The 2,692-nt window shown below is 65.5% G+C and carries 3 protein-coding genes; 2 read left to right on the top strand and 1 reads right to left on the bottom strand.

Annotated features, from left to right (window positions below):
- Nucleotides 1-482 precede the first annotated feature (482 nt).
- Nucleotides 483-833, bottom strand: coding sequence for a hypothetical protein (locus JWQ89_RS18680; protein ID WP_299643458.1), 351 nt, complete (start codon nucleotides 831-833; stop codon nucleotides 483-485).
- Between JWQ89_RS18680 and JWQ89_RS18675 the strand changes: the two genes are divergently transcribed.
- Together JWQ89_RS18675 and JWQ89_RS18670 are read left to right on the top strand one after the other, a co-directional pair.
- Complete coding sequence (locus tag JWQ89_RS18675) at nucleotides 832-1,854, top strand: RluA family pseudouridine synthase (protein ID WP_299643456.1); 1,023 nt, start codon at nucleotides 832-834, stop codon at nucleotides 1,852-1,854. The genes JWQ89_RS18680 and JWQ89_RS18675 overlap by 2 nt on opposite strands.
- Before the next feature lie 160 nt (nucleotides 1,855-2,014).
- A partial coding sequence (locus JWQ89_RS18670; protein ID WP_299643455.1) for an RNA polymerase factor sigma-32 occupies nucleotides 2,015-2,692 on the top strand: 678 nt, incomplete at its 3' end.

The raw sequence follows: 2,692 nt of genomic DNA, 5'->3' as shown, positions 1-2,692 counted from the left end.
CTGCACCTGAAGCGAGGTCATGACGAGTGGTTGGTGCAGCGGAGACCGGGTGGGGTGGTAGTCGTATCACTCCAGGCGGAAACCATGACGGTCGCCCCAGGTAGCGCGGGGAAGCCGCTGGCAACGCGGGGTCTTGCCGATCCCGCCGAGGAGCGAAAGCTGCCGGGCAAGGGCAGCGGGTGGAGGCGGGCGGGCCGGCCCCCTTTGGGTCGCCGACGATCAAAGCCCTTCGCTCTCGCGATGCGGCACGGGAGGCTCCCGAACCTCCATGGCATAGGCCCAAAACCCCGGCCGGCCGGCGAGGCGTGAGCCTCATACAGTGCGGACGACCCGCGTCGAGGCCAACGCCTCGCCGGCCCCGCTTCATCTCCTCAGCAAGACGAGGGGATGGCTCTTTGAAAACTCCGAAGCCGCAAGGCTGTCGGATGCATCAGCTTGCCCAATAGCATCGAGGCTGTGGCTCCCGCGGCGACGCGTTCGCCCTACTCGCTCACCACCGGAATCTCCCGGATCATCCCGCCCGACTTCCCATCGAAAATCCGCACGCTTGTCATCGCCCCGAGCTTATAGGTCACCGTGACCCGTCCATCCGCCGCCACCGCCGAAATCACCTCGCCGCCGGCCGGAATCTGCAGCGACGCGATCACGTAGTCGCCGCCCCCTTTGCCCTCGCTCTGCGATGCGCGGTAGACAATCGCGGCCCCGACGGCGATAAGGCCGACGAACAACAGCCCGATCGACACGAGGAAGGACTTGCGCGCTCGGCTCAGCACCGCTCGGGCTTCCGGCGTCAGTTCCGGCGTGGTTTCGGCTTTGTCTTGAGGATCGCTCATGCAGGATGTTTCCGGCGAGGAACAGGAGTGGCAGTTGCTGGTCGATGCCGCCGACGCGGGCAGCCGGCTCGACGCCGCGCTTGCCCGGGCCGTGCCGGTGTTCTCGCGCAACCGGATCAAGGACCTGATACTGGCCGGAAGCGTTGCGATCAATGGACGAACCGTCGCGGAGCCGAAATACAAGCTGCGCGAGGGCGATGACGTGCTGCTCGTCGCCCCCGAGCCGGTCGAGGCCGAACCCACTCCCGAGGACATCCCGCTCGATATCCTCTACGAGGACGACCAGCTGATCGTCGTCAACAAGCCGGTCGGCATGGTGGTCCACCCGGCGCCCGGCAATCTCACCGGCACGCTGGTCAATGCGCTGCTCTTCCACTGCGGCGACAGCCTCAAGGGCATCGGCGGCGTTAAGCGCCCCGGCATCGTCCACCGCCTCGACAAGGACACCTCCGGCGTCATGGTCGCCGCCAAGACCGAGCAGGCCCACAACCACCTCGCCGCGCAGTTCGCGGACCATGGCCGCACCGGGCCGCTGCACCGCGCCTATCTCGCCTTCGCCTGGGGCCGTACCCAGCAGGCCGCCGGCACCGTCGAGGCCCCGCTCGGCCGCGACCAGAACAATCGCCTCAAGCAGGCAGTGCGCAAGGACGGCCGCGAGGCCATTACCCACTACGCCGTCGAAGCCCGCTTCGGCGACGAGGGCTGGGACATCACCCGCATCCGCTGCGAGCTCGAGACCGGCCGCACGCACCAAATCCGCGTCCACATGGCCCATATCGGCCACCCCCTGGTCGCCGACCAGATTTATGCCTCGGGCTTTGCCACCAAGGTCAATCGCCTCCCCGATGCAGCCAAGATCGCCGTCGCGGCGTTAGGACGCCAGGCGCTGCACGCCGCCGAACTCGGCTTCGAGCATCCGGTCACCGGCGAGGAGATGCGCTTCGAGGCCCCGCTGCCGCCCGATCTCGAGGCCCTCGAAGCCGCCATCGAGCCTTATGACCGGGCCTACGCGCGCCCTTAGTTTGTGCGCAACCATATCGTCCGCCGCGCGTTCTCGTGAAGCATAGGTGGGTCTTATCAAGGCCCGAAATCGACCTATATATACCTTACAGTCAGCCGTGTGCCGGACTGGACACGGCTGAATATCTGCCCGTGCGACGGGGGAAAGACGAGGGTGCATTATGGCCCAGACCAATCTGCCTATCCTTTCGGCTGAAGGAGGCCTCAGCCGCTATCTCCAGGAAATCCGCAAGTTTCCGATGCTCGAGCCTGACGAGGAATATATGCTCGCCAAGCGCTACAAGGAGCATGAAGACCCCGGCGCTGCCCAGCGCCTCATCACATCTCACCTGAGGCTCGTAGCGAAGATCGCCATGGGCTATCGCGGCTATGGCCTGCCCATCTCCGAGGTGATCTCGGAGGGCAATGTGGGCCTGATGCATGCGGTGAAGCGCTTCGAGCCCGAAAAGGGCTTCCGCCTCGCGACCTACGCGATGTGGTGGATCCGCGCGGCCATCCAGGAATACGTCCTGCGCTCGTGGAGCCTCGTCAAGATCGGCACCACCGCCGCGCAGAAGCGGCTGTTCTTCAACCTGCGCAAGATCAAGGGGCAGATCGCCGCCCTCGATGACGGCAACCTGCATCCCGACCAGATCAAGCAGATCGCGACGACCCTGCATGTCACCGAGGCCGATGTGGTCTCGATGAACCAGCGCCTTTCGGGCGACGCTTCGCTCAACGCGCCGATGCGCGCCGATGAAGGCGCCTCGGAATGGCAGGACTGGTTGGTCGACGACACGCCGGATCAGGAAACGACACTTGGCAATTCGGAAGAGTACGCCGAGCGGATGGGTATGCTG

Source organism: Devosia sp. (assembly GCF_028290645.1).
Lineage (GTDB): Bacteria > Pseudomonadota > Alphaproteobacteria > Rhizobiales > Devosiaceae > Devosia_A.
The sequence above is the reverse complement of the archived record's forward strand: the minus strand, read 5'-3'. Positions and strand labels throughout refer to the sequence as shown.

Bases quoted from the DNA above. Each gene is read 5' to 3' on its own strand.
- JWQ89_RS18680 (WP_299643458.1), bottom strand. From the start codon at position 833: ATGAGCGATCCTCAAGACAAAGCCGAAACCACGCCGGAACTGACGCCG.
- JWQ89_RS18675 (WP_299643456.1), top strand. From the start codon at position 832: ATGCAGGATGTTTCCGGCGAGGAACAGGAGTGGCAGTTGCTGGTCGAT.